We start from the raw sequence: 24,524 nt of genomic DNA, 5'->3' as shown, positions 1-24,524 counted from the left end.
CGGGCATGAGCGCCCCGCCGTACGCCGACCGTTTCGACGACCTCGTGGCGCGGGCCCGCGCGCTCGCCGCCGGCTCCGGCCCGCGGGCCCTCCTGGGGATCGTCGGGGCGCCCGGCGCGGGCAAGACGACGCTGGCGCTGGCCGTGGTGCGGGCGTTGCGCGCCGCCGGGACCGATGCCGTGCACGTCCCGATGGACGGCTTCCACCTCGCCGACGTCGAGCTGGAGCGGCTGGGCCGCCGCGGCCGCAAGGGCGCGCCGGACACGTTCGACCCCGCCGGGTACGCGGCGCTGCTGTACCGGCTGCGCGCCGCACCGGGCACCGAGCCCGGCCCGGTCTACGCGCCGGCGTTCGACCGGGAGATCGAGCAGCCGGTCGCCGGGTCGATCCCGGTGCCGCCGGAGGCGACGCTGGTGGTCAGCGAGGGCAACTACCTGCTGCTCGACGACCCGGCCTGGCGCCCGGTTCGCGCGGCGTTCGACGAGATCTGGTTCCACGAGACCGACGACGACCTGCGCCGCGACCGCCTCGTGGCCCGGCACGTCCGGTTCGGCAAGACCCCGGACGCGGCGCGGGCCTGGGTGGAACACACCGACGAGCCCAACGCCCGCCTGGTCACCGCCTCCCGCGGCGCCGCGGACCTGGTCGTGTCCTGCTCGGAGTTCCCGGCCTAGCTGCCCCGGGGCACGCAGCGGCCCCGGACATGCAGCAGGGCCCGTCCCGGAACGGATCCGGGACGGGCCCTGGCTGCGGAGCTACGAGAACCGTCGAGCTACGAACGCGGAGTCACTCGTCGCCGCCCGCGAGCGCGGTCGGCGGGGTGTCCGGAACCGGCTCGGCCGGCTTCTGCTCACCGCGGAAGGTGAAGTGGGCCTTGTCGTCCCACGCCTTCGAGTCCTCGGGAGCGTCCTCGTCGAGACCCTCGACGTCGACCAGCACGATCTGACCGCCCTCCAGCTCGCCGAAGAGGATCTTCTCCGACAGCTGGTCCTCGATCTCGCGCTGGATCGTCCGGCGCAGCGGCCGGGCACCGAGGACCGGGTCGAACCCGCGGCGCGCCAGCAGTCGCTTGGCGGTCTCCGTGAGCTCGATGGCCATGTCCTTGTTGGCCAGCTGCTTCTCCACCCGCCCGATCATCAGGTCGACCATCTCGATGATCTGCTCCTGGTTGAGCTGGTGGAAGACGATGATGTCGTCGATGCGGTTGAGGAACTCCGGGCGGAAGTGCTTCTTCAGCTCGTCGTTGACCTTCGTCTTCATCCGCTCGTAGTTGGACGCCTCGTCGTTGCCCGACGAGAAGCCCAGGCCCACGGCCTTCGAGATGTCCTGGGTACCCAGGTTCGAGGTGAAGATCAGGACGGTGTTCTTGAAGTCGACGATCCGGCCCTGACCGTCGGTGAGACGGCCGTCCTCCAGCACCTGCAGGAGCGTGTTGTAGATCTCCTGGTGCGCCTTCTCGATCTCGTCGAACAGCACCACCGAGAACGGCTTGCGCCGCACCTTCTCGGTGAGCTGGCCGCCCTCCTCGTAGCCGACGTAGCCGGGAGGGGCACCGAACAGCCGCGAGGCGGTGTACCGGTCGTGGAACTCACCCATGTCGATCTGGATGAGCGCGTCGTCCTCGCCGAACAGGAAGTTCGCCAGCGCCTTGGACAGCTCGGTCTTACCGACACCGGACGGACCGGCGAAGATGAACGAGCCGGACGGGCGCTTCGGGTCCTTCAGACCGGCCCGCGTACGGCGGATCGCCTGCGAGACGGACTTGACCGCGTCCTCCTGGCCGATGATGCGCTTGTGGAGCTCGTCCTCCATGCGCAGCAGCCGGGTGGTCTCCTCCTCGGTGAGCTTGAAGACCGGGATGCCGGTCCAGTTGCCCAGCACCTCGGCGATCTGCTCGGAGTCGACCTCGGCGACGACGTCGAGGTCGCCGGACTTCCACTGCTTCTCGCGCTCGGCCTTCTCGCCCAGCAGGGTCTTCTCCTGGTCGCGCAGGTGCGCAGCCCGCTCGAAGTCCTGCGCGTCGATCGCCGACTCCTTGTCCCGGCGCACGTCGGCGATCTTCTCGTCGAACTCGCGCAGGTCCGGCGGAGCGGTCATCCGGCGGATGCGCATCCGGGCGCCGGCCTCGTCGACCAGGTCGATCGCCTTGTCCGGCAGGTAGCGGTCGTTGATGTAGCGGTCGGCCAGCGTCGCGGCCGATGCCAGCGCGTCGTCGGTGATCGTGACCCGGTGGTGCGCCTCGTACCGGTCGCGCAGGCCCTTGAGGATCTCGATCGTGTGCGTGACCGACGGCTCGGAGACCTGGATCGGCTGGAAGCGGCGCTCCAGGGCCGGGTCCTTCTCGACGTACTTGCGGTACTCGTCGAGCGTGGTCGCGCCGATGGTCTGCAGCTCACCGCGGGCGAGCATCGGCTTCAGGATCGAGGCGGCGTCGATCGCGCCCTCGGCGGCACCCGCACCCACCAGGGTGTGGATCTCGTCGATGAACAGGATGATGTCGCCGCGAGTGCGGATCTCCTTGAGCACCTTCTTGAGGCGCTCCTCGAAGTCACCGCGGTAGCGGGAGCCGGCGACCAGCGAGCCCAGGTCGAGCGTGTAGAGCTGCTTGTCCTTGAGCGTCTCGGGCACCTCGCCCTTGACGATCGCCTGGCCCAGGCCCTCGACGGCGGCGGTCTTGCCGACGCCGGCCTCGCCGATCAGGACCGGGTTGTTCTTGGTCCTCCGGGAGAGGACCTGCATGATCCGCTCGATCTCCTTCTCCCGGCCGACGACCGGGTCCAGCTTGCCCTCGCGGGCCTGCTGGGTGAGGTTGCGACCGAACTGGTCGAGCACCAGCGACGACGACGGCGTGCCCTCGCCACGGCCGCCCGTGCCGGACTCCTGGGGCTCCTTGCCCTGGTAGCCGGACAGCAGCTGGAGGACCTGCTGGCGCACGCGGTTGAGGTCGGCGCCCAGCTTGACCAGCACCTGGGCCGCGACGCCCTCGCCCTCACGGATCAGGCCGAGCAGGATGTGCTCGGTCCCGATGTAGTTGTGGCCGAGCTGCAGCGCCTCACGCAGCGACAGCTCGAGCACCTTCTTCGCCCGGGGCGTGAAGGGGATGTGGCCGGACGGCGCCTGCTGGCCCTGACCGATGATCTCCTCGACCTGCTGCCGCACGCCCTCCAGGGCGATGCCGAGCGACTCGAGCGCCTTCGCGGCGACTCCCTCGCCCTCGTGGATGAGGCCAAGGAGGATGTGCTCGGTCCCGATGTAGTTGTGGTTGAGCATCCGGGCCTCTTCCTGGGCCAGGACGACAACACGCCGTGCTCGGTCGGTGAACCTCTCGAACAATCTGCACTCCTTGCCTGCTGCGCCTCACGTACGACGCGACCAGCATCTGTGGTCCGGTCCCGGTCCCGCCGGGGCCGACTCTGCGCCTCGCCAACACTGCGTCCTCGCGTGACACCGCGCCAGGCTCCCCCGACGGATCCGGCCCGCCGGGTACGGCCTCATACCACTGTATCGGTCCGAGGGGGTCCGACGCCTCCACCTGACGGGCATCGGACGGCGTGCCCCGCGTAACGCGGGCTACACCGGCCGTGTTCCTGCGGATGTGTTCGCGCTCGGCGAAATCCGGCCACCCGATCGGTGACCGCCGGTGTGTCGGCCCCGTCCCGGACCGGGTGCCGGGCCGGCTCGCCCCGCTCTCAGCCCGCCTGCGCGGCGGCTTCCTCCTGGGCCCGTTCGGCCTGCTTGTACTCGCGGAAGCCCTCCTCGTCGCGGCCCCGGCGCCAGTAGCCGGAGACCGACAGGTCGTCGCGGGCGACGCCGGCCTCACGGGTGAGGTACCGGCGGAGCTCCTTGACCGCGATCGCCTCGCCGTGCACGAACGCGTGCACCCGCCCGGTGGGCAGCGCCAGGCCGCGGACGAACTCCGGGACCTGGGTGCTGCCGGTGTCGCCGGCGGCCTCGGAGCGGTACAGCCAGTGCACGGTGCGGCCGGGGACCTCGGTGCCACCGGGCAGCTCGAGCTCCTCGCCGGGCGCCCCGACCTGCAGAACGGCGATCACCGGGGCGCCGTCGGGGATCCGCTCGAGCGCCGCACACACCGCGGGCAGGGCCGACTCGTCGCCGACCAGCAGGTGGGCGTCGGCGTCCGGGTCCGGGGCGTAGGCGCCGCCGGGGCCCATCAGCCGCAGCGGCTCGCCCGGGCCGGCCGCGGCGGCCCACGGACCGGCGATGCCGGCGTCGCCGTGGTGCACGAAGTCGATGACCAGCTCGCCCGCGGCGTGGTCGAGCGAGCGGACGGTGTAGGTCCGCTGGACCGGCCACTGCTCACGCGGGTACTCGGCGTGCACGCGGTCCATGTCCAGCGGCTCGGGGTACTCGACCCCCGGCTGCGGGAACAGGATCTTCACGTAGCGGTCGGTGTAGGGGGTCTCCGGGAACGCGGCCAGGCCGTCGCCCCCGGCGACGACCCGGACCATGCTCGGGGTGAGCCGCTCGGTGCGGAGCACCTCGAGCTCGGTGACGCGGCGTGCCATGGCTGGCGACCTCCGGGCGCGGGGATGGGCAGGGGCGGCCGCCACGCTACCCGTCCCCGCGGCCGCGAGGTGAGGTCAGCCTTAGTTCTCCTGGTGGTAGGCCTCGAGGACCTCGGCCGGGATCCGGCCGCGATCGGAAACCTTCATCCCGCGCTTGCGGGCCCACTCGCGGATCGCCTGGTTCTGCTCGCGGTCCGCGGACGGACGGCGGGCGGCCGAGGCGGTCGCCGTGCCACGACGACGGGCCGGGGCCGCGGCGCGGCGGGCGGCGGCGACGTAGTCGGCCAGCACGTCCCGCAGCTTCGACGCGTTGTCCGTCGTCAGGTCGATCTCGTAGCTCTTTCCGTCCAGACCGAACTCGATCGTCTCGTCAGCGGCGTCGCCACTGAGGTCGTCGACGAGACGGACCTCCTTGATCTGCGCCATCCCAGGCCTCCTGAATCGAACGTGTACGTCACGGGGTGTACGGGTCGGCCCCGCAGAACCGGTGCACGGCCTGCAATACCCGGACGCAATACGCGATTGGCCGCGGCCGGGAACCGACGTGATTTCAGGTTAGCCGAGAAAAGGAGATCGCGTCGACCACGGGGCTGATTTCCCGGCCCCGTGGGTCGATTGCCACTCGTTCGGGAGACGCGTCAGGATTCGCCGCGCACCAGCGGGAAGAGGATCGTCTCGCGGATACCGAGTCCGGTCAGCGTCATCAGCAGCCGGTCGATACCCATACCCATACCGCCGGTGGGCGGCATGCCGTACTCCATGGCGCGCAGGAAGTCCTCGTCCAGCTGCATCGCCTCGGGGTCACCGGCGGCCGCCTTCAGCGACTGCGCCTGCAGCCGCTCGCGCTGCTCGACCGGGTCCACCAGCTCGGAGTACGCCGTGGCCAGCTCCACGCCGAAGACGATCAGGTCCCAGGACTCCGACAGTCGCGGGTCGTCACGGTGCGCCCGGGTGAGCGGGCGGACGTCGACCGGGAAATCCCGGACGAAGGTCGGCTCGACCAACGTGTGCTCGACGAGCTTCTCGAACAGCTCGAGCACGATCTGGGCCGGCGTCGGGTAATCGGTGATGTCGACGTCGTGCTTCGCCGCGATCTCGGTGAGTTCCGCCAGTTCGGTGTCCGGGCTCACATCGCGGCCGACCGCGTCGGACACCGCGCCGTAGATCGTGATCGAACGCCACTCGCCGCCGAGATCGTGTTCGGTTCCGTCGGCGTGGGTGACGGTCGTGGATCCGAACAGGGCCCGCGCCGAGGACTGGATCAGCTCGCGGGTGAGTACGGCCATGTCGTCGTAGGTCGCGTAGGCCTGGTAGGCCTCCAGCATCGCGAACTCGGGAGAATGCGTCGAGTCGATGCCTTCGTTGCGGAACACCCGATTCAGCTCGAAGACCCGCTCCACGCCTCCGACCACGGCACGCTTGAGGAACAGCTCCGGGGCGATGCGCAGGTACAGCTCGGAGTCCAGCGCATTCGCGTGCGTGACGAACGGGCGCGCGGTCGCCCCGCCGTGCAGCAGCTGCAGCATCGGGGTCTCGACCTCGACGAAGTCACGGTCGTCGAGCTGCTCGCGCACGGTGCGCAGCACCTTGGACCGCGCGCGGACGGTCTCGCGGGCCTGCGGACGCATGATCAGGTCGACGTAGCGCTGCCGGACCCGGTTCTCCTCCGACAGCTCCTTGTGCGCGGTCGGCAGCGGGCGCACCGACTTCGACGCGACCGACCAGGCGTCGGCCTGCACCGACAGCTCACCGCGCCGCGAGGTGATGACCTCGCCCCGGATGCCGACGAAGTCGCCCAGGTCGACGACGGCCTTCCAGCGGGCCAGCTCGTCGGCCCCGACGCGGTCGAGGGACAGCATGGCCTGCAGCTCGGTGCCGTCACCCTCACGCAGCGTCGCGAAGCAGAGCTTGCCGGTGTTGCGCAGGAACATCACCCGCCCGACGACGGCGACCTGCTCACCGGTGGCCGTGTCGGCGGGAAGGTCGGGATGGGCGTCGCGGATCTCGCGCAGCGAGTGCGTGCGCTCCACCTCGACGGGGTAGGGATCGGTGCCGGCGGCGATGAGGTCCGCGCGCTTGGCCCGGCGCACCCGCATCTGCTCGGGCAGGTCGTCGGCTCCGGAGTCGGTGGGGTTGCCGGGAGTACTCACGGCTGGTCAGGCTATCGACGCACGTCGGGGGGCTCGTGCCGCACCCCCTTGTCGTCACCCGTGGATTCCCGGTCGCCGCTGCTCCTAGTCTCGGTCACGTGACCTCCGAATCCGGCCGACGCCCCGTCGACACCGGGCGGGCCCGGTCGTTCGGCCCGGCGGCACGGGCCTACGACGCCCACCGGCCCGGCTATCCGGACGCCGCGGTCGACCTCGCGCTCGCCGGGCTCACCGGCTCGCGGGTCCTCGACCTGGGCGCGGGTACCGGGAAGCTGACGGCGTCACTGGTGGCGCGGGGGCTCGACGTCGTCGCCGTCGAGCCGGACCCGGACATGCTGGCCGTGCTGCGCGAGCGGATCCCGGGCGCCGACGCCCGGCAGGCGCCCGCCGAGGCGATCCCGCTGGCCGACGCGAGCGTGGACGCGGTCGTCGTCGGGCAGGCGCTGCACTGGTTCGACCTGGACCGGGCGACGCCGGAGATCGCGCGGGTGCTGCGTCCCGGCGGGGTGCTCGCCTGCCTGTGGAACGGGCGCGACGGCGACGTCGGCTGGGTCGCCCGGGTCGACGAGATCCGCACCGGGCTGCAGGCCCCGGCGGACAACCCTGCGGGTGGTGGCGAGGACCCGGACCTGCCCGACGAGCCATGGTTCATCGGAGCGGCCACCGAGCGGGTCACCTGGTCCCGCCCGACGACGACCGACGCGTTCCTCGACGACCAGCGCACCCATTCCTGGGCGCTGACCAGCGCCCCCGCCGACCGCGAGGCCGTGCTCGACCGGGTCCGGGAGTTCCTGGACAGCTGCCCACAGACGGCCTCGGGGACCTTCGACCTGCCGATGCGCACCATCGTGTGGCGGGCCGTGCGGGCCTGAGCGCTCACCGCCGGTGGTGGCGCAGATGGGTCAGCCGCAGGCCGTGCAGGGTCAGGTCCGGCACGTGGTCGGTGACGGTGTCGGCGCGGCCGTGCACGAGCTCGGCGAGCCCGCCGGTGACGACGACGGCGACCGGCCCGGCGTCGGGCCCGAGCTCGGCGAGGATCCGGCGGACCAGGCCGTCGACCTGGCCCGCGGCGCCGTAGAGCACGCCGGCCTGGACGGCCTCGACGGTCGTCCGGCCGATCACCGAGCGGGGTTCGAGCAGGTCCACCGGCCGCAGCGACGACGCCCGCTCGGCCAGCGCCTGCATCGCGACGTCGATCCCCGGCGCCAGCGCCCCGCCGAGGAACTCGCCCTTCGCGGTGACGACGTCGACGTTGGTGCAGGTCCCGAGGTCCACGCAGATCGCGGCCGTGCCGAACAGGTGGTGGGCGGCCAGGGAGTTGACGACGCGGTCGGCGCCGACCTCGCGCGGCTGGTCCACCAGCAGCGGCACCCCGGTCCGCACCCCCGGCCCGACGACGAGCGTGCGCATCCGGTCCGACCAACGGGCCAGCAGCGTGCGCAGCTCCCGCGACGGCCCGGGCACGGTCGACAGCGCGGCGACCGCGGTGACCTCGGGGAAGTGCGCGCCGAGCATCCCGGACACGGTCAGGTCCAGCTCGTCGGCGGTGGCGCTGGTGTCGGTGCGCAGCCGCCAGCGGCGCTGCGGCACCGGGTCCAGCGACGACGGGTCGGTTCCCGGGTCGGGCTCCGGGTACAGCCCGAGCGAGACGTGGGTGTTGCCCACGTCGATGCAGAGCAGCATCGGCTACAGCGCGACCGCGATGTTGTCGATCAGCCGGGTGGAGCCGACCCGCGCCGCGACGAGCAGCCGGGCGTCGCCGGAGTCCGGGGCCGGGCCCAGCTCGGCGTCGCGCAGCTCCAGGTAGTCGACGTCGACGCCCGGCTCGGCGTCCAGCTCGGCGCGGGCCGCGGCGAGCACGGCCTCCTCGCCGCGGGCGGACACCGCGGCGCCGGCCAGCAGGGCGCGGGCGATCGCGAGGGCCTTCTCGCGCTGGGCGTCGTCGAGGTAGGCGTTGCGCGAGGACAGCGCCAGGCCACCGTCCTCGCGCACGGTCGGGACGCCGACGACGTCGAGCCCGAAGTTCAGGTCGCGCACCATGCGCTTGACCAGGACCAGCTGCTGGTAGTCCTTCTGGCCGAACATCGCGACGTCCGGGCCGACGATGTGGAACAGCTTCGCGACGACGGTCAGCACGCCGTCGAAGTGGCCCTTGCGGACCGCGCCCTCCAGGTCGTCGCCGAGCGCGCCGGCGGCGACGCGGGTCTCCGAGCCGGCCGGGTACATGTGCTCGACCTGCGGGGTGAAGACCAGCTCGACGCCCTCCTCACGGCACACCTGCAGGTCGGCCTCCAGCCGCCGCGGGTAGCGCTCGAGATCCTCGCCCGCACCGAACTGCAGCGGGTTCACGAAGATCGACACGACGGGGACGACGGTGCCGGGCAGCCGCTTCGCGTGCCGGATCAGCTCGCGGTGGCCCTCGTGCAGGGCGCCCATCGTCGGGATCAGCACGATCTTGCGGCCGGCGCCGCGCAGTGCGCGGGTGACCGGGGTCAGCGTCGCCGGGTCGGCGTGCACGGTGAGGGCACCGGGCCGGTAGCCGTTGCGGGTCGAGCCGGGGTTCACTCGTCCTCCAAGGTCGTGTCGATGTCGCGGCGGGCGTCGTCGTCGAGCAGGCCGGCGTCGGCGGCACGGCGTGCGGTGCGGGACGCGAGCGCCCGGTAGGCCGCGGCCACGCCGGGGTCGGCCTCGGTGATGCGGCGCAGGTGGGTGCCGACGGTGCCGGCGTCGCCGCGGGCGACCGGACCGGTCAGGGCACGGTCGCCGTGGCGCAGCGCGTTGTCCAGCGCCGCGGACAGCAGCGGGGCGGCGAGCCGGTCGGCGTGGGCGATGCCTGCCGACTCCAGCAGCTGGAGACAGTCGCCGACCAGCGTCATCAGGTGGTTGGCGCCGTGTGCCAGCGCCGCGTGGTAGAGCGGGCGGACCTCCTCGCGGACGCGCACCGGCTCCGCTCCGGTCTCCAGGACGAGCGCCTCGGCGACGCTCCAGCCGACCGCGTCGCGCGGGTCCGCCGTCGGGTCCTCCTCGTCGGGCGTGCCCGGCGCGGTGACCGCGATGCAGCAGGACGCGAGCCGCTCGACGTCCTCGGAGCGGCCGGTGAAGGTCATCGCCGGGTGCAGCGCGAGCGGCAGGACCCCCTGCTCGGCGGCGGGGTCGAGCACCGCGACGCCGAGCGCGCCCGCGGTGTGGGCGACCATCTGGCCGGGCCGGAAGGCGCCCGCGGCGGCGAGGCCGCGGACCAGGCCGGGCAGGACGTCGTCGGGGACGGAGAGGACGACGAGGTCCGCGCGGCGGCACACCTCGTCGGGAGGGAGCAGCGGGACGCCGGGCAGCAGCTCCGCGGCGCGGCGCACGGAGGCCCGGGAGACCCCGGACGCGGCGACGACGTGGTGGCCGGCGCGGGCGAGCGCGGCGCCGAGCACCGCACCGACGCGTCCGGCCGAGACGACGCCGACGGCGAGCCGCGCGGGGCGGCCGGAATCGTTCACAGGTCGGTCCGTTTCCTCCCGCTCCGGTCCGTCAGGGGTACCGGTCGGGTCATTCGACGGGCGCACACGGCCGTCGGTGGCCGGGTGCCGACGGCGAGGATAGGGGGCGAAGACCGGGCCCCGGCACACCGGTGACCGTCTTCACCGCCCCGTCCTCGACGTGGCGGGCTGCGCGGTCAGGTCGCGGTCAGGTCGCGGTAGGTCGTCGCGGTCAGGTCCGGGGCGGGCGGCGGTGGCGGCCCGGGGGCTCGTCGTCCGGGTCCTGCGCGGCTGGGTCCTGCGGGCGGCGGACCTGCTGGGTCGTCTCCGGGTCCACGGGCGCAGGGGTACGGCGGCCCTGCTGCGGGATACCGGTCCCGGGCATCGGTGTTCCGGGGACCGGCGTCCCCGGGGGCGGTGTTCCCGGGGGCGGGGTCGCCGGGGTGCCGCGGCCGGGCGTCGGCTGCGGCGGCACACCGCTGCCGGCCTGCGGCGGGACACCGGGTCCGGGCTGCTGCTGACCGCCGGCGCCCGGCTGCTGCGCAGCACCGGGACCGGGCTGCTGCGGCGGAACGCCGGGCCGCCCCTCCGCGGCCCCCGGCCACGGCGCACGACCGGCGGGGCCGGACGTCCCGCCCGCCTGGCCGCGGCCGCCCACCGGGCCGGGCCCGGACGCTCCCGTCGCACCGGGACGCGGGTGGGCCGGCGCCGGCCCGCCACCGGGGACCGGGCCGGCGGGCTTCGCCGTGTCCCACGCGCCGCCGGGCATCGGGCCACCGTCCATCCGGACCTCGCCCGACCGGCGCCCGCCGGGGGTCGCGGAGCCCGGCATCGCGGGCCCGGGCGGCATCGCCCCGGAGACCGCACCCGGGGAGTCGCCCGCGGCCGGACCACCCAGGTCGGCCGGACGCCGGAACGTGCCCGAGAAGCTGCCGTCCGCGGCGGGCGGCGGCGGGGGCTGCCAGCCCGGCGGCGGCTGGACACGCCACGCCGCCGTCAGCGACGCCGCCGAGTCCGGACGGCCGATGGCGCGGGCACGGGCGTCGAGCAGGGCGCGGAGCTTCTCGTCGTGCGCGGCACGGGCGCTGTCGCGTACCGCCCCGCGGGCGATCCGGTTCCGCATGAACGCCATCTCGGTGACCGCAGCCTGGTAGTCGGCGACGGCCCGGGCTGCGGTGCGTCCGGAACGGCGGCGGACCAGCGTCCGCCAGCCCTTGCGCCGCGACAGCCGGGCCAGCAGCGCCACCTCGCTCGGCGCGATCCAGCCGGCCGAGGCGAATCCGGGCAGCTGCGCCGCGACGATCCGCGCCTCGCGCCGCCGGGCGAACACCACCAGCATCACCAGCCCGACGAACACCGGAAGCATCACGAAGAAGTACACCTGGAAGAACGAGCCGGGCTCCGCGGCCAGCACCGAGGCGCCGTTCCACAGCCCGTGCAGCACGACGGCGGCGAGGTAGCCGCCGACCAGCAGCAGCACCCGTCGTGCGACGCCGCGCGACCCCACGCCGAGCCCCGCCGCGAGGCCGATCATGCAGGTGAACAGCGGGTGCGCGAACGGCGAGGCGACCCCGCGCACGAACAACGTCGCGAGCACCCCGGAGGTCTGCGGGTCGGAGACCGCCCGGCCCAGGTAGAGGATGTTCTCGGTGAAGGCGAACCCGGCCGCGGTGATGCCGGCGTAGACGATGCCGTCGATCACCCCGTCGAACTCGCGGCGGCGGAACACCAGCAGCCCGACGACGAACAGGCCCTTCGCGAACTCCTCCACGAACGGCGCGACGACGACCGGGGCGAACAGCTCACCCGCACCCGCGCCTGCCGCGGCGTCCAGCACCCCGGACGCGCTGGTGTTGAGCCACAACGCGACCAGCGCCGCGAACCCGGCACCCCACAGGAACGCGCCCATCAGCAGCGCAGGCGGCTCGGGCTCCCACTGGTCCACCCACAGGAACGCGGCCACCACCGGCACAACCGGGAGCAGCGCGCCGAGCGTGCCCGTCACGACCCCGGCGGTACCGACGGCCCGCTGCACCACACCGATCGTGATCACCGCGAGCAGTGCCAGCAGCACCAGGCCGACGACCGGCAGCAGCACGCCGCGCCGTTTGGCCGAGGGCGCCGACGCCGGAGCCGGTCCCGGCACGTAGGGGCGGCCGAGCGTGGGCATCGACATGGCCGTCGAGCCTAGAGCGCCCGTCCCCGGCCCGCATCGGGCGGGCGGGGTCGGTCACCGGACGTGCTCAGGCCACCGGCGGCGGATCGTCGTCGCGGTCGTCCGGGGCGCGGCAGCAGTACTCCAGCCACAGCCCGCCGCCGACGAGCAGCAGCGCGCAGACCAGCCCGATCCCGGCCGCGATGCTGTCGGCCGCCGCGGCGAGCACCTCCCCGGCCCGGGGCAGGGTGTAGGCGAGCACGGCCGTCCACAGCCCGCCGATGACCGCCCCGCCCACCGACGACGCCTTCGCCAGCAGCACCGCGCGGGCCGCGACCAGCGCCGGGACCCGTGGACCGGAGCCGTCGAGCCTGCGGCGCAGCACGAACCCGCCCGCCAGCTCGGCCAGGCCCAGCAGCCCGACGATGATCCCGGCCGCGGTGGGGATGCCGGGCATCGTCCCGTAGGTGTGGATCAGCCGGACGACGATGTTCCCGAGCAGCGCGACGACGACGAAGATCCCGACGAGGTCGCGGTAGCCGGTCGGCTTCACCGTCGGGCGCGGGTCCTGCGGGCCCTCCGGCCCGTCGCCACCGGGGCCGCGCGATCCGGGGCCGTGTGGTCCGTGTGGTCCGGGGGCGCTCATGCGGCCTCCTCCGGCCGAAGGGTCAGGTCGTCACGCCGGGTGACGCCGGCGACGCCACCGGGCCCGAGGGCCTCGAGCAGGTCCGCGACCGGGCCGTGCCCGGCCAGCACCGCGTCCGGCTCGGCGAGCAGCCACGGCAGCAGCACGGTGCCGCGCTCGGGGGTCCCGGGGTGCGGGAGCAGCAGCTCCGGGTCGGTGGACACGACGGGGCCGCCGTCGTCGCCGGTCACCTGGACGACGTCGACGTCGAGCGTGCGCGGCCCCCAGCGCTGCTCCCGGACCCGCCCGGAGGCGTCCTCGAGGCGCTGCCCGCGGCGCAGCCAGCCCCACGCGTCGAGCGCGGGGTCCTCGGCGACCACGACGGCGTTGAGGAAGTCGGGCTGGTCGGTGACGCCCCACGGCGCGGTCTCGACCACCGGGGACGCGGCGACCAGGGCAGGCCCGAGATCCGCGACGACCGAGCGCAGGTGCCCGATCCGGTCACCGAGGTTGGAGCCCAGCGACAGCACGGCGCGGGTCACGACCGGCTCCGGCGGAGCACGACCGCGACGTCGTCGAAGGTGAGCGGGATGGGCGCGGACGGCTTGTGCAGGGTCACCTCGACCTCGCCGATGCGGGTGTCGTGGGCCAGGACGGCGTCGGCGACGGCCCCGGCCACGGACTCGATCAGGTCCCGGGACGGGCCGCCGACGATCCCCGCGGCCAGCTCGGCCAGCTCGCCGTAGTGCAGGGTGTCGGCCAGGTCGTCGGACGCGGCGGCCGCGGACAGGTCCGCGTGCACCGTCAGGTCGACGACGAACTCCTGCCCGTCGCGCTTCTCGTGGTCGAACACGCCGTGCCGGCCGAACACGCGGAGCCCGCGCAGCTCGATCCGGTCGGCGGCCGGGGCGCTCACGCGTCACGCTCCCCGGTCGAGCGGGCCCGGGTCGCGCCGAGCCGGATCGCGGCGCTGACGGCGACGGCGTCGAAGGTCGAGTCGACGTCGTGCACCCGCACGCCCCAGGCACCCGCGTTCGCCGCGAGCGCACTGATCGCGGCGGTGGCACCGTCGCGGCCGGCAGGCGGGCGCGGGGTGCCGTCGGCGGCGGCGAGCAGGTCACCGAGGAACCGCTTGCGCGACGCCCCGACCAGCACCGGGAACCCCAGCCCGAGGAACACGTCGAGCCGGCGCAGCAGCGCCCAGTTGTGCGCGGCGGTCTTGGCGAAGCCCAGGCCCGGGTCCAGCAGGATCCGCTCCGGGTCGACGCCCGCCATCACCGCGTGGTCGACCCGGGCGACGAGCTCGGAGCGGACCTCGCCGATGACGTCCTCGTAGCCGGCGAGGCGCTGCATGGTGTCGCTGTGCCCGCGCCAGTGCATGAGCACCCACGGCACCCGGGTCTCGGCGACGACCGCGGCCATCCGCGGGTCCGCGAGACCGCCGGAGACGTCGTTGACCAGCACCGCGCCGGCGTCGACGCAGGCGGCGGCGACCTCGGAGCGGGTGGTGTCGACGCTGACCCGCACGCCCTCGGCGGTCAGTTCCCGCACGACCGGGACGACGCGCCCGGCCTCGGTGGCCGCATCGACCCGGGCCGCGCCGGGCCGGGTCGACTCCCCGCCGACGTCGACGAGGTCGGCGCCGGAGTCGCGCATCGCGACGCCGTGCGCGACGGCGTGCGAGCGGTCGACGTAGCGGCCGCCGTCGGAGAACGAGTCCGGGGTGACGTTGAGGATGCCCATCACGGCGCACCGGCCCAGCTCGGGCAGCGCGCCACCGGGGGCGACCACGGTCAGGCCCCCCTGATCAGGGACAGTGCCTCCGCGCGGGAGGAGGCCGAGCTCTTGAACAGTCCGCGCACGGCCGAGGTGGTGGTGCGCGAGCCCGGCTTGCGGACGCCGCGCATCGCCATGCAGAGGTGCTCGGCCTCCAGCACGACGATCACCGCGCGCGGGTTCAGCTTGCGCACCAGCGCGTCGGCGATCTGGGCGGTGAGCCGCTCCTGCACCTGCGGGCGCTTCGCGTACAGGTCGACCACGCGGGCGATCTTGGACAGGCCGGTGACCTGGCCGTCGACCGCCGGGATGTAGCCGACGTGCGCGACGCCGTGGAAGGGCACCAGGTGGTGCTCGCAGGTCGAGAACATCGGGATGTCCTTGACCAGGACGAGCTCGCCGTGGCCCTCGTCGAACGTCTTTTCCAGCACCGAGTCCGGGTTCACGAACAGCCCGGCGAAGATCTCGCCGTAGGCGCGCGCGACGCGGGCCGGGGTCTCCTTGAGGCCCTCACGGTCCGGGTTCTCCCCGACCGCGAGCAGCAGCTCCCGCACCGCCCGCTCGGCCCGGTCGAGGTCGACCCCGTCCGGCACGGCCTGGGTCACCCCGGCCGCCACCGCGGACGAGCGCACCGGGGCGGGCCTGCCGTCGGTCACCTGACCGTTGGTGGGGGTGCCGTCGGTCGTCGTGCTCAGTGTCCTGCCTCCGGGTGTCCCGCCTCCGGGTTCGTGCCCCGCGGGTCGTCGTTGCGCGCGTCCGGGTCCGTCCGGCCCCGGTCCTCCTGGCGGTGCTGCCCGCCGTCAGGACGCCCGCCGTGCTGGTCGCCTGCCCAGTTGGCCGGCGGCCAGGTCTGGCCGTGCGGGGTGGTCGCCGGACGCCAGTCCGCCGGTGCCCCGTAGTTCGGCTGAACGGCCGGGGGCGGCGGGTAGCCACCGGGGCCGGGCTGCCGGCCCGCGGGGGCCTGCGGCCCGGACGGATCCTGCTGCCCGCCCTGCGGCGGGCCTGCCGGACGTGCACCGGCACCCGAGGCACCGCTGCCGTAGCCCGTCCCGGCCCCGTTGCCCGTGCCGTTCCCGGAGCCGTTCCCGGAGCCGTTCCCGTTGCCGGAGTGGCCGTTCGTGCCGTGGCTGCCGTTCGTGCCGTGGCTTCCGTCGTTGCCGTAGCCGCCGTCGTTCGGGGCGTCCGGGCGCGCCGGTGCCGACCCGCCCGCCGGGAACGGCGACGAGCCGGGCAGTCCAGCGGACTCACCGTGGCCGTTGGTCGCTCCGGAGCCGACCGGCGCCGGGGTGCGGTCCTCCTCGGCGGGAGGGAGCTCGCCGCGCTCGCGGGCCAGCTCGGCCCGCGTCTTGATCGGCGGCTTGTCCGAAGGCGTGCGCTCACCGAAGTCGTTGAACGCGGTGATCCGCGGCCGCTTCTCCACCGACCCGAAGATGCGCTCCAGGTCGCGGCGGTTCAGCGTCTCCTTGTCCAGGAGCTCGCGGACCAGGTCGTCGAGCACGTCGCGGTAGGTGTTGAGGATCTCCCACGCCTCGGTGTGCGCGGCCTCGATCAGCTTGCGCACCTCCTCGTCGATCTCGTGGGCGACCTCGAGCGAGTAGTCCGCCTGGTTGCCCATCGAGCGACCGAGGAACGGATCACCCTGCTCGCGGCCGTAGCGGACGGCGCCCAGCTTGGCGCTCATGCCGTACTCGGTGACCATCGCGCGGGCGATCTTCGTGGCCTGGTCGATGTCGGACGACGCACCGGTCGTCGGCTCGTGGAACACCAGCTCCTCGGCCGAGCGCCCGCCCATTGCGAACACCAGCCGGGCGATCATCTCGGCGCGGGTCATGAGGCCCTTGTCGTCCTCCGGGACGACGAGCGCGTGCCCGCCGGTGCGCCCGCGCGGCAGGATCGTGAGCTTGTAGACCGGCTCGAGGTCCGGCATCGCCCACGCGGCCAGCGCGTGCCCGCCCTCGTGGTAGGCGGTGAGCTTCTTCTCCTGGTCGGAGACGATCTTCGACTTCCGCCGCGGGCCGCCGACGACGCGGTCGACCGACTCCTCCAGCGCCGCACCGGTGATCTGGGTGGCGCCCTCGCGGGCGGTCAGCAGCGCCGCCTCGTTGACGACGTTCGCCAGGTCCGCGCCGGACATGCCGACGGTGCGCTTGGCCAGGGCCTCGAAGTCGACGTCGGCGGCGAACGGCTTGTCCTTGGCGTGGACGGCGAGGATCGCGCGGCGGCCGGCGAGGTCCGGGGCGGCGACCGGGATCTGACGGTCGAACCGGCCCGGGCGCAGCAGCGCCGGGTCGAGGATGTCCGGGCGGTTCGTCGCGGCGATCAGGATGATCCCGCCGCGGGCGTCGAAGCCGTCCATCTCGACGAGCAGCTGGTTCAGGGTCTGCTCGCGCTCGTCGTGCCCGCCGCCGAGGCCTGCGCCGCGCTGGCGGCCGACCGCGTCGATCTCGTCGACGAAGATGATGCAGGGCGCGTTCTGCTTGGCCTGCTCGAACAGGTCGCGGACCCGGGAGGCGCCGACACCGACGAACATCTCGACGAAGTCCGATCCGGAGATCGAGTAGAACGGCACCCCGGCCTCGCCGGCGACCGCGCGGGCCAGCAGCGTTTTACCGGTACCGGGCGGGCCGTAGAGCAGCACGCCCTTGGGGATCTTCGCGCCGAGGGCCTGGTAGCGGCTCGGGTTCTGCAGGAAGTCCTTGATCTCGTACAGCTCTTCGACGGCCTCGTCGGCCCCGGCCACATCGGCGAACGTGGTCTTCGGCATGTCCTTGGTGAGCTGTTTCGCCTTGGACTTGCCGAAGCTCATCACCCGGTTCCCGCCGCCCTGGGCGTTGTTCAGGAACCAGAACAGCACGATGAGCACCAGCGCGAGCGGGATCATCGTGATCAGCAGCGTGGACAGGAACGAGTCCTGGTGGACGACCGTGTCGTACTGGCCGATCCCCTGGACCTTGCCCAGCTCGTCGAAGATCTGTCCGGAGATCTGCGCCGGGTACTGGGTGATGATCTGGGTCACGTTGCCGTCGATCGGCCGTGCCAGGGTCAGCTTCAGCTGCTGTTCGCGGTCCTCGATCAGGGCTCCGGCGACGTTGCCCTCCCGGATCTGGGTGAGCGCGACCGACGTCGGCTTCTCGACGTACCCGTTGGTGTCGTCGAACAGCGAGCTGAACCCGAGATAGACCAGGAGCGCGACGAGGATCCAGATCAGCGGGTTGCGGAGCAGTCGCTTGCGGTCCATGCAACGTCGGCCTGCGCGGCCTTCACCTTCCCGAGAGTGGTTCACGGCGGAGTCGACGACCGGTGCTGTGCACGGATGCCTTGCTCCGCCGGTCGGCCCTGACCCGCCAGGATAGCCCCACGCAGGGAATTCCGTGCCGGGCGGACCACCTGGCGGTGGCCACGCCGGGCCACCAGACCGCACAACGTCTCATCGACCTGCCGGGTTCCCGCAGGCGGGTGTCCCGCCGCACACTGCTTCCGGGCGGTGTGGGAGAACTACGGGCACACACGGTCGGTGCCGCATCGCGCACGGTGCGCACCCGATCGATCCGTAGGCAGTCGGGGAGAGGCGGATCGCATGGTGGGTCGCGTGGGGTCCGGTCCCCGCCGGAGGGCGGCACTGCTGGCCCTCGGGCTGGCCGCGTCGGCGGGCGTCGCCGTGCTCACCACACCGCAGCATCCCGCCGCGACCCCCGCACCGACCGTCGCCGTCGGCGCCGCCGCGACCACCCAGGCCCTGCCTGCCGCAGCACTCCCCGCTGCGTCTCCGGCAGCACTGCCCGCCGTGGCATCTCCGGCAGCACTGCCCGCCGTGGCGCCTGCAGCCCCGGCTGCATCGCCCGCAGCAGTGCCCGCTGCACTGCCCGCTGCGACGGCTCCCGCACCTGCGGCCTCGCCCGCGCCGGCCGCGGCGCCCGCCGTCGCCGCAGGACCGGGTGCGATCGGTCCCGGCACGGTCACCGAGACCTCCGGTGCGGGGCTGTGCACCGCGGGCTTCGTGTTCACCGCGGGCGGGAAGACCTACCTCGGCCAGGCCGCGCACTGCGCGGGCACCGGCGACGAGGACGAGATCGACGGCTGCACCTCCGCCACCGCCCCGCTCGGCACGCCGGTGCTCGTGCACGGCCGCGGCCGCGCCGTCACCGGCAAGCTCGCCTGGAGCTCCTGGAACACCATGCAGCACCGGCACGAGCGCAACGCCGACACCTGCGCCTACAACGACTTCGCGCTGGTCGAGCTGCCGAAGGGGGCCGCGTCGTCGGCCGGGGCGGCCGTGCCGTTCTTCGGCGGGCCGACCGGGGTGCACCCGGGCGCGCTCGCCACCGGCGCCCAGGTCTACGGCCTGGCGAACCCGCCCGGCGCCCGCGGCGTCCGCACGGTGGCCCCGCGCGCGGGCACCGTCTCCGACGAGGTCGGCGGCGGCTGGGGCCACGAGGTGTCCACGCTGCGCAAGGGCGTCGCCGGGGAGTCCGGCGGCCCGCTGCTCGACGCGAGCGGGCGTGCCCTCGGGATCCTGTCCAGCCTGACCACGACCGACGGCCGGACCAGCATCGAGTACTCCGACCTGGCAAAGGCCGTCGCCTACGCGCAGCGCACCGACGGCCCGGCCGGGCTGACCCTGGCCCGGGGCTCCGGGTTCACGACGACGCCGCGGGGGGTCGACCCGCGCACCCTGGCCACCCCGTCGGCGGGCCCGGCCCTGCGCTGAGCACACAGCGACCGGGTCCGGCGGGGCCCTATCAGGCGTAGACCTGTCAGGCGTAGACCTTCGGGTCCAGGGTGCCGATGTAGGGCAGGTCGCGGTAGCGCTCGGCGTAGTCCAGGCCGTAGCCGACGACGAACTCGTTCGGGATGTCGAACCCGACGTAGCGCACCGGGACGTCGACCTTGATCGCATCCGGCTTGCGCAGCAGCGTCGCGACCTCCAGCGACGCCGGGTCGCGGCTCTGCAGGTTGCCGCGCAGCCAGTTCAGCGTCAGGCCGGAGTCGATGATGTCCTCGACGATCAGGACGTGGCGGCCCGCGATGTCGCGGTCGAGGTCCTTGAGGATCCGCACCACACCCGACGACGACGTCGACGACCCGTACGAGCTGACGGCCATGAACTCGAGCTGGGCCGGCACCGGCAGCGCGCGGGCGAAGTCGGTCATGAACATGACCGCGCCCTTCAGCACGCCGATCAGCAGCAGGTCCGAGCCCCCGCCGGGCGAGACGACGTCCGCGTAGTCCTTCGCGACCTCACGCGCCAGCTCCGCGGTCTTCTCCCGCACCTGCTCCTCGGTGATCAGCACCGACGAGATGTCCCCGTCGTACACGCGCTCTCCGCCCCCATGGTCCGGCCGTCACTGCTGGTCGCGCCCCCACGTGCGACGGCGCACCGTGAGCCTGCCACGGGCCCGGGTCAGCTCCAACCCGCCGCCCAGGGCGGGCCCGCCCTGCCCGCGCCAGGCGCCGACGAGGTCGTCGCAGGCCCGCAGCCGCTCGTCGGTGAGCCCCCGCGCACCGAGCCCGGTGAGCCATTCCCGCAGGACCCGGCGTCGTACGGCGGCCGGGACGTCCGCCAGCGGGGCCACCTCCAGCGCGGTCCCGGTCTGCTGCCCGGGGGCCCGGCCGAGGCCGTCCGGCGCGGTCCCGGAGCACCCCGGGGATACCTCGCAGTAACCGGAATCACCCCCGCCCGTCACCTGGTCCGGGTAGTCGTCGTGACCGTCGGTGCCGGGGCCGGCGCACTGCGCTGCTGCGAGCACCTGCGCGGCCCAGGCCGACAACGCGTCGTCGTCGTCGCGGAGCTGGGCGGCGGTGCGGGCCAGGGCGGCCGGGACGCCGCCGCCGAGGACGTCGTCGAGCAGCGGGAGGGCCTCGGCGCGCAGCCGGGCCCGGACGAAACGCGGGTCGTGGTTGTGCGGGTCGTCCCAGGTCGCGACACCGGCCTCGGCGCAGGCCGCGACGGTGTCGGCCCGGCGCAGCCCCAGCAGCGGGCGCAGCCACGGCGCCGACCAGGTGCGCATCCCCGCCAGCGAGCGGGCCCCGGAGCCGCGGCCGAGGCCGAGCAGCACCGTCTCGGCCTGGTCGTCGAGGGTGTGGCCGAGCAGCACCGGCGACGCGGGGCCGGGACGCGCGGCGGCCAGCGCGGCGTAGCGGGCGCGGCGGGCGGCCGCCTCGACCCCACCCCCGCCGTCGACGACGACCGGGTGCACCGCCGCGGTGATCCCCCGGCTCCCGAGCCGGTCGGCCAGCTCCGCGGAGCGTTCCGCGGAACCGTCCTGCAGCCCGTGGTCGACGATCGCGGCGTGCACCGGGCCCTCGGTCACCGCGCGCACGGCGAGCACCAGCGCGGTGGAGTCGGCGCCGCCGGAGCAGCCGACGACCGGGACGCCGCCGCCGGCCGCGGCCAGCGCGTCCCGCACCGCCCGCTCGACCCGCCGGCGCGCGTCCGCGGACGAACCCATGCGCGGCTCAGCCGACCCGGCGCAGCCAGTCCGCGGGCGTCGCGAGCTCGGCGCGGGTCGGCAGGGTCTCCGGGGACTCCCAGACGCGATTCAGCCCCGCCATCCCGACGGCGGCGTCGACCTCCCGGCAGAACGCGGCGCCGACGGCGTACTGGCGCATCTTCGCCTCGACCCCGAGCAGGGTGCGCAGCAGCCGGTCGAGGAACCCGCCACCGCGCCGGCGCTCGGTGAAGCGCGCCCGGATCGTCGCGACGTCCGGCACCACCGCGGGCCCGGCCGCGTCCATGACGTGGTCGGCGTGTCCCTCCAGCAGCGTCGACAGCGCGAGCAGCCGGTCCAGCACCTGCCGCTGCTCGGGGCCCTGCAGCAGCTCCACCAGGGCCAGCACGTCGCGCTTGTCCCCGGACTCGGCACGCAGCGCGCGGATCGCCTCGGGCAGCCTGCCGAGCTTGGCGGTGTCGGGCTCCTGCAGCGACAGCAGCCGGGTGACCTGGTCGGCGAAGAAGTCCCGCAGCCACGGCACCGCGGTGAACTGCAGCCGGTGGGTGGCCTCGTGCAGGCACACCCACAGACCGAACTGCGGCCCGTCGACGTCGAGGGCGGCGCGGGCGGCGTGCACGTTCGGCGCCACGAGCATGAGCCGCCCGGCGCCGTCGGCCCCGCCGAACGGGTCGTACTGGCCGAGCACGCGACCACCCATGTAGGCCAGCAGCGCACCCAGCTGCACCCCGGCCCCGGTCTCGGTGACCGCCCGCATCACACGCGGGGTGGCGGGCAGCTCGGCGTCGGAGGTCAGCGCGTCCATGCCCATGACGGCGGCACGGGCCCAGGCCGGCCGGTCGACGACGTCGGCGGGCAGCAGCGGCAGCCCGTGCCCCATCCCGGTGACGTCCCGGACGTGGCCCTCGGCGGCCGCGGAGTCGACCCGCAGCCGCTCCACCAGCTCGTTCGCCTCGGCCGGGCTGGTCCGCGGTCCGGCGGGCACCAGCCGGGCGGCGGTGGCGGCGGCGAGGGTCCAGTTCACCGGCAGGCCGCGGTCGGTCCGCCCGCCGGACCGTGGCGGCGCGGACACGCTGCCGCGCGCGCTCGGGCTGACAGGGCCGGTCGCGTCGGGCTGCATGCGGCCACGCTACCCGCGGCCGGGGGTCGCGCGCGGCGCGGCGAGGACGCCGGGAACGGGCTCAGCCGCGGCAGCCGCAGCGGCTCAGCGACGCGGCGACGGCGTCCAGCTCCGGACGGGCCTCGGTGGGCGAGGTGCCGTTGGACATCAGCGCGAACACCAGCAGCCTGCCGTCGACGTCGGTGGTGACCCCGGCCAGCCCGGATGCCCCGGACAGCGTGCCCGTCTTCGCCCGCACGACCCCGCGCCCGGCGACGGAGCTGCCGCCGGTGAACCGGTCGAGCAGCGTGCCGCTGCCGCCGGCGACGGGCAGCCCGGTGAGGATCGGGCGCAGGTACTGGACGTCGGTCGGGCTGGCCGACTGCGCCGCCGCCGAGGCCAGCACGGAGCCCAGCAGCCGGGCGGGGATGCGGTTGTCCCGGGACAGGCCGGAGCCGTCGTGCAGGGACAGCCCGCGGACGTCGTAGCCGGCCTGGACCAGCGACTCGGTGACCGCCTTCGCGGCGCCGTCGAAGGTCGGGGTGCCCTCGCGGCTGATGGCGACCTGGCGGGCCAGCGCCTCGGCGGTGACGTTGTCCGACGCCGTCAGCATGTACTCGATCAGGCTCGCGACCGGCGGGGACGAGACCTCGCCGAGGGTCGGCGCGTTCTTCGCCGCCTTCCCCTCCTGCACGTCGCTCGCGCCCAGTGCGGTGGCCAGCGCCTTGCCCGCGGCGCCCGCCGGGTCCGGCGAACGCTGTCCCTCCTGGTCGTTCGGGTCGATCCGGCCGCCGTCGAGCATCAGCGGGGTCATCGTCGGGACGGTGCCGTCGGTGGTGTTGGTGCTGTCCCAGCCTGCGGCCTCCGGCGGACCGCTCCAGGCGCTGGTGTCGGTGAAGACCGTCCGCACCGGCTGCTTCACCGCCTTGCGGACCTGGTCGGCGAGGGCGTCGATCCGGGCGGGCTCGGGGTAGAGCCCGGTCTGCGGGGCGTGCTGCGCGGTGAGCGAGGGGTCGCCGCTGCCGATCAGCACCACCGAGTCCGGCGTCGGGCCGGGCACGACCCGGGTGAGGATCCGGTCGCTCGGGTTCAGGGTGAGCAGCACCGACGCGGCGGTGAGCAGCTTCGTCGTCGACGCCGGGAGCATCGGCTGGGAGCCGTTCCGCTCCCACAGCGGCGGCGCGGTGCGCGGCGACGCCGAGTCCATGACGACGCCGGTGACGTCCCCGAGCCCCGGCTTGGACAGCAGCGGCGACAGCGTCCGGCTCAGCCCGGCCGCGGTCGGCACGGGCGCGGTCGGCGTCAGCGGCTGCAACGACGGCACCGGGACCGGCGGATAGGTGGCCGCGGCGGGCCCCAGCCCGAACCGGCCCGGCGAGCCCGGCCCGGCCAGCGCGACCGCCCCGAACAGCGACGCCAGCGCGGCGACGACGACCGCCACGACGGCGATCCGCCGGGTGCTGCGGTCCGACCGGCGATGCCTGCGACCCACTGCGCCTCCTGCTCGTCGGTGCTCCCGGGCACGGCCCGATGGGGGCTCCCACCTGCCGACCTGTCCGGGTGGAGGTGCGACGCGGCACACACTCCGGCCCCGGGAAGGTCACCGGCCTGCGCCGTCACACCCCCGGTCCTCCACACTAGGGGCAGCACCGACACCGCCGGAGCGGGCGGTCCGACCTCGGACCGGGACCGGCCCGGTGGACCGCGACCCTCCCGAAGGAGCAACGAACAGTGGACTTCGACGTCACCATCGAGATTCCCAAGGGCGGCCGTAACAAGTACGAGGTCGACCACAAGACGGGCCGGATCCGGCTCGACCGGACCCTCTTCACGGCCACCCAGTACCCCGCCGACTACGGGTTCATCGACGAGACCCTCGGCGAGGACGGGGACCCGCTGGACGCCCTGGTCCTGGTCCAGGAGCCGACCTTCCCCGGGTGTGTGATCCGTGCCCGCGCGATCGGCATGTTCCGGATGAAGGACGAGGCAGGCGGCGACGACAAGGTGCTGTGCGTGCCGTCGAGCGACCCGCGCCAGGAGCACCTGCGCGACATCCACCACCTGGCCGAGTTCGACCGGGCGGAGATCCAGCACTTCTTCGAGATCTACAAGACCCTCGAGCCGGGCAAGAGCGTCGAGGGCGCCACCTGGGTCGGCCGCGCCGACGCCGAGCGCGAGATCAAGGCGTCCTACCAGCGCGCCCAGGACGAGGGCTACTACGACGAGCACTGAGCTCGCCCCGACCGTGCAGGGGTGGGTGCCGGCGTACCGGCACCC

22 protein-coding genes are annotated in these 24,524 nt (G+C 74.1%); 4 read left to right on the top strand and 18 right to left on the bottom strand.

Annotation, left to right across the window (positions count from 1 at the left end; translation table 11 throughout):
- Positions 1–5: 5 nt before the first annotated feature.
- The gene (locus ACLE50_RS01380; RefSeq protein WP_410941486.1) at positions 6–674 is read left to right on the top strand and encodes a nucleoside/nucleotide kinase family protein; all 669 of its coding nucleotides are present in this window, start codon (positions 6–8) and stop codon (positions 672–674) included.
- A gap of 112 nt (positions 675–786) precedes the next feature.
- Here ACLE50_RS01380 and ACLE50_RS01375 read toward each other — a convergent pair whose 3' ends face one another.
- The 4 genes from ACLE50_RS01375 to lysS all read right to left on the bottom strand — a co-directional run bounded on the left by ACLE50_RS01375 (position 787) and on the right by lysS (position 6,622).
- Positions 787–3,333, bottom strand: a complete 2,547-nt coding sequence (locus ACLE50_RS01375; protein WP_410941485.1) for an ATP-dependent Clp protease ATP-binding subunit — start codon at positions 3,331–3,333, stop codon at positions 787–789.
- Between the two features lie 356 nt (positions 3,334–3,689).
- Positions 3,690–4,526: a siderophore-interacting protein gene (locus ACLE50_RS01370; protein ID WP_410941484.1), complete on the bottom strand. Its 837-nt coding sequence runs from the start codon at positions 4,524–4,526 to the stop codon at positions 3,690–3,692.
- 81 nt (positions 4,527–4,607) lie between these two features.
- Positions 4,608–4,952 (bottom strand): histone-like nucleoid-structuring protein Lsr2, encoded by a 345-nt coding sequence (locus tag ACLE50_RS01365; protein ID WP_410941483.1) that lies wholly within the window; start codon positions 4,950–4,952, stop codon positions 4,608–4,610.
- A 212-nt stretch (positions 4,953–5,164) separates the two neighbouring features.
- Positions 5,165–6,622, bottom strand: coding sequence for a lysine--tRNA ligase (gene lysS, locus ACLE50_RS01360; protein ID WP_410942231.1), 1,458 nt, complete (start codon positions 6,620–6,622; stop codon positions 5,165–5,167).
- Positions 6,623–6,774: 152 nt separating this feature from the next.
- Here lysS and ACLE50_RS01355 point away from each other — a divergent pair, with 152 nt between their 5' ends.
- On the top strand, positions 6,775–7,548 hold the full coding sequence (locus ACLE50_RS01355; RefSeq protein ID WP_410941482.1) for a class I SAM-dependent methyltransferase: 774 nt from the start codon (positions 6,775–6,777) through the stop codon (positions 7,546–7,548).
- 4 nt (positions 7,549–7,552) lie between these two features.
- Here the strand turns inward: ACLE50_RS01355 and ACLE50_RS01350 are convergent, their stop codons facing one another.
- The 10 genes from ACLE50_RS01350 to ftsH all read right to left on the bottom strand — a co-directional run bounded on the left by ACLE50_RS01350 (position 7,553) and on the right by ftsH (position 17,937).
- On the bottom strand, positions 7,553–8,359 hold the full coding sequence (locus tag ACLE50_RS01350) for a type III pantothenate kinase (protein ID WP_410941481.1): 807 nt from the start codon (positions 8,357–8,359) through the stop codon (positions 7,553–7,555).
- A 3-nt stretch (positions 8,360–8,362) separates the two neighbouring features.
- A complete protein-coding gene (gene panC, locus ACLE50_RS01345) occupies positions 8,363–9,241 on the bottom strand; it encodes a pantoate--beta-alanine ligase (protein WP_410941480.1) in 879 nt (292 codons plus the stop codon).
- Positions 9,238–10,164 carry a Rossmann-like and DUF2520 domain-containing protein gene (locus tag ACLE50_RS01340; RefSeq protein ID WP_410941479.1) on the bottom strand — a complete coding sequence of 309 codons (927 nt, stop codon included), beginning with the start codon at positions 10,162–10,164 and terminating at the stop codon, positions 9,238–9,240. The genes panC and ACLE50_RS01340 overlap by 4 nt, the downstream gene beginning before the upstream one ends.
- A gap of 211 nt (positions 10,165–10,375) precedes the next feature.
- Positions 10,376–12,319 (bottom strand): PrsW family glutamic-type intramembrane protease, encoded by a 1,944-nt coding sequence (locus ACLE50_RS01335; protein ID WP_410941478.1) that lies wholly within the window; start codon positions 12,317–12,319, stop codon positions 10,376–10,378.
- A gap of 67 nt (positions 12,320–12,386) precedes the next feature.
- The gene (locus ACLE50_RS01330) at positions 12,387–12,944 is read right to left on the bottom strand and encodes a DUF3180 domain-containing protein (RefSeq protein ID WP_410941477.1); all 558 of its coding nucleotides are present in this window, start codon (positions 12,942–12,944) and stop codon (positions 12,387–12,389) included.
- Positions 12,941–13,465 (bottom strand): 2-amino-4-hydroxy-6-hydroxymethyldihydropteridine diphosphokinase, encoded by a 525-nt coding sequence (folK, locus tag ACLE50_RS01325; RefSeq protein ID WP_410941476.1) that lies wholly within the window; start codon positions 13,463–13,465, stop codon positions 12,941–12,943. Before folK ends, ACLE50_RS01330 begins: the two co-directional genes overlap by 4 nt.
- The gene (folB, locus tag ACLE50_RS01320) at positions 13,462–13,839 is read right to left on the bottom strand and encodes a dihydroneopterin aldolase (protein ID WP_410941475.1); all 378 of its coding nucleotides are present in this window, start codon (positions 13,837–13,839) and stop codon (positions 13,462–13,464) included. Before folB ends, folK begins: the two co-directional genes overlap by 4 nt.
- The gene (gene folP / locus ACLE50_RS01315) at positions 13,836–14,666 is read right to left on the bottom strand and encodes a dihydropteroate synthase (RefSeq protein ID WP_410942230.1); all 831 of its coding nucleotides are present in this window, start codon (positions 14,664–14,666) and stop codon (positions 13,836–13,838) included. Before folP ends, folB begins: the two co-directional genes overlap by 4 nt.
- 50 nt (positions 14,667–14,716) lie before the next feature.
- Entirely contained in the window at positions 14,717–15,316 is a 600-nt protein-coding gene (gene folE / locus ACLE50_RS01310) for a GTP cyclohydrolase I FolE (protein ID WP_410942229.1), read from the bottom strand.
- A 74-nt stretch (positions 15,317–15,390) separates the two neighbouring features.
- Positions 15,391–17,937 (bottom strand): ATP-dependent zinc metalloprotease FtsH, encoded by a 2,547-nt coding sequence (ftsH, locus tag ACLE50_RS01305; protein ID WP_410941474.1) that lies wholly within the window; start codon positions 17,935–17,937, stop codon positions 15,391–15,393.
- A 351-nt stretch (positions 17,938–18,288) separates the two neighbouring features.
- On the opposite strand from ftsH, the gene ACLE50_RS01300 reads away from it, so the two are divergent.
- Positions 18,289–19,407 carry a serine protease gene (locus tag ACLE50_RS01300; RefSeq protein ID WP_410941473.1) on the top strand — a complete coding sequence of 373 codons (1,119 nt, stop codon included), beginning with the start codon at positions 18,289–18,291 and terminating at the stop codon, positions 19,405–19,407.
- Between the two features lie 46 nt (positions 19,408–19,453).
- Here the strand turns inward: ACLE50_RS01300 and hpt are convergent, their stop codons facing one another.
- From hpt to dacB, 4 genes are all read right to left on the bottom strand, one after another.
- Entirely contained in the window at positions 19,454–20,014 is a 561-nt protein-coding gene (hpt, locus tag ACLE50_RS01295) for a hypoxanthine phosphoribosyltransferase (RefSeq protein ID WP_410941472.1), read from the bottom strand.
- A 27-nt stretch (positions 20,015–20,041) separates the two neighbouring features.
- Positions 20,042–21,148, bottom strand: a complete 1,107-nt coding sequence (gene tilS / locus ACLE50_RS01290) for a tRNA lysidine(34) synthetase TilS (RefSeq protein ID WP_410941471.1) — start codon at positions 21,146–21,148, stop codon at positions 20,042–20,044.
- A 7-nt stretch (positions 21,149–21,155) separates the two neighbouring features.
- Complete coding sequence (locus ACLE50_RS01285; RefSeq protein WP_410941470.1) at positions 21,156–22,268, bottom strand: zinc-dependent metalloprotease; 1,113 nt, start codon at positions 22,266–22,268, stop codon at positions 21,156–21,158.
- Positions 22,269–22,329: 61 nt separating this feature from the next.
- Complete coding sequence (gene dacB / locus ACLE50_RS01280) at positions 22,330–23,739, bottom strand: D-alanyl-D-alanine carboxypeptidase/D-alanyl-D-alanine endopeptidase (protein WP_410941469.1); 1,410 nt, start codon at positions 23,737–23,739, stop codon at positions 22,330–22,332.
- 239 nt (positions 23,740–23,978) lie between these two features.
- On the opposite strand from dacB, the gene ACLE50_RS01275 reads away from it, so the two are divergent.
- Positions 23,979–24,479: an inorganic diphosphatase gene (locus ACLE50_RS01275; RefSeq protein WP_410941468.1), complete on the top strand. Its 501-nt coding sequence runs from the start codon at positions 23,979–23,981 to the stop codon at positions 24,477–24,479.
- The last annotated feature ends 45 nt before the right edge of the window (positions 24,480–24,524 follow it).

This window comes from Pseudonocardia phyllosphaerae, from assembly GCF_046546475.1.
In the GTDB taxonomy this organism is placed as follows: domain Bacteria; phylum Actinomycetota; class Actinomycetes; order Mycobacteriales; family Pseudonocardiaceae; genus Pseudonocardia; species Pseudonocardia phyllosphaerae.
This window is presented reverse-complemented; position numbering and strand designations above follow the sequence as displayed.